Annotated in this window: 1 protein-coding gene, 1 tRNA gene and 2 rRNA genes (1 of these 4 cut by a window edge); 1 reads left to right on the top strand and 3 read right to left on the bottom strand. The window is 58.1% G+C overall.

The genetic code is table 11. From position 1 onward, the window contains the following. Positions 1–351 precede the first annotated feature (351 nt). A complete protein-coding gene (locus DT343_RS08975) occupies positions 352–630 on the top strand; it encodes a hypothetical protein (protein ID WP_112862629.1) in 279 nt (92 codons plus the stop codon). A 93-nt stretch (positions 631–723) separates the two neighbouring features. Here the strand turns inward: DT343_RS08975 and DT343_RS08970 are convergent. The 3 genes from DT343_RS08970 to DT343_RS08960 all read right to left on the bottom strand — a co-directional run. Continuing rightward, a tRNA-Met gene (locus tag DT343_RS08970) sits at positions 724–800 on the bottom strand. A gap of 88 nt (positions 801–888) precedes the next feature. Next, positions 889–1,003, bottom strand: a 5S ribosomal RNA gene (rrf, locus tag DT343_RS08965). Positions 1,004–1,089: 86 nt separating this feature from the next. Next, positions 1,090–1,534: ribosomal RNA gene (locus DT343_RS08960) — 23S ribosomal RNA — on the bottom strand; it runs 2,335 nt beyond the window's last position.

The raw sequence follows: 1,534 nt of genomic DNA, 5'->3' as shown, positions 1-1,534 counted from the left end.
CAAAGTCCCGATCGGCTACGAGGACCGTCCCAACAAGCCGACACGCGGCGCCTTTCGCATCACGGCCCTCGCCATAGCGGCCGCAGCCATGGTCTTCCTGACGCTGATCGCGGTCGTTGTCATGCGAAGCGGCAGAATCTAGTCGCGCGGCAGCAGCGTGCCGAGCCTATGTTAGGCTTAGCTTGCCCATCGTCCCTCTGAGACGCTTGGGCTTTTCGCCAACGGGCTTGTTGCCGACCCACGTATCACCTCCCAGCGCGTGGTTTGATGCTTGTCGTGATGAGGGTTTGCCCGGAGCGCCAAGGGCCTCGGCGAATTTGGTTGCAGCTGGCTGCGTCCGCTGGGAGAGCGTTGGAGCCGCTTGCCGACGGGAGCCTTTCCTACGTCGGCGCGTCGCGCCTGACGTTCGACGGACGTCAGCAATATCGAATGGGCGATTACGACACCGGAAGACCGGCCGTGGGCGTCAAGGCGTTGGCGGGGACCGCGACCGTCTTCGTCGCCAACCTGTTCGACACAAGGGCCAACACCTTCGCCTATAGCGACCCGTTCCGCTTCCGGGACGACCAGGCCATCGCCCCTTTGCGGCCTCGCAGGATCGGCCTGACGCTAAAGTGGCCGCCGCATTAGGGTTTTGCCGGATCGCGACCTCTGCGCGTCAAAATCTGTTCGCCGGACAGCAGAAAGCCCCACGGCTTTGTGCGGTGGGGCTTTTTGTTATTTTGGGTGCGGGAGTAGGATTTGAACCTACGACCTTCAGGTTATGAGCCTGACGAGCTACCGGGCTGCTCCATCCCGCGGCAAACGGTAGTGTATCGTGAAGGAAGAACGGTTTCGAGAAGGACCGCGGTTGCGGTTTTTATTCATCATCGGCTGTCCGCCTGGTAGACCCGGCGGCGACCTACTCTCCCGCGCCTTGAGACGAAGTACCATTGGCTCTGGAGGGCTTAACGACCGAGTTCGGAATGGGATCGGGGTGGGAACCTCCGACATAGCCACCAGGTCAACCAGGGGACAGCGGATGATGAGAAGACATTGTCTGAGATTGCTCTGGTCAAGGAGCAATCATCGAATGAGTTTTGCTGAGAAACGATCAAACCGATCGGATTATTAGTACCAGTAAGCTTCATGGGTCGCCCCACTTCCACACCTGGCCTATCAACGTGGTAGTCTTCCACGATCCTCAGCGAAGCCTTGTTTTGAGGTTAGTTTCCCGCTTAGATGCTTTCAGCGGTTATCTATTCCATACTTAGCTACCCTGCTGCACAGCTGGCACCATGACAGGTACACCAGAGGTATGTCCATCCCGGTCCTCTCGTACTAGGGACAGATCCTCTCAAGCTTCGAACACCCACGGCAGATAGGGACCAAACTGTCTCACGACGTTCTGAACCCAGCTCACGTACCACTTTAAATGGCGAACAGCCATACCCTTGGGACCTGCTCCAGCCCCAGGATGTGATGAGCCGACATCGAGGTGCCAAACTTTGCCGTCGATATGGACTCTTGGGCAAAATCAGCCTGTTATCCCTAG

This window comes from Brevundimonas vesicularis (assembly GCF_900445985.1).
Taxonomy (GTDB): Bacteria; Pseudomonadota; Alphaproteobacteria; order Caulobacterales; family Caulobacteraceae; genus Brevundimonas; species Brevundimonas vesicularis_D.
The sequence above is the reverse complement of the archived record's forward strand: the minus strand, read 5'-3'. Positions and strand labels throughout refer to the sequence as shown.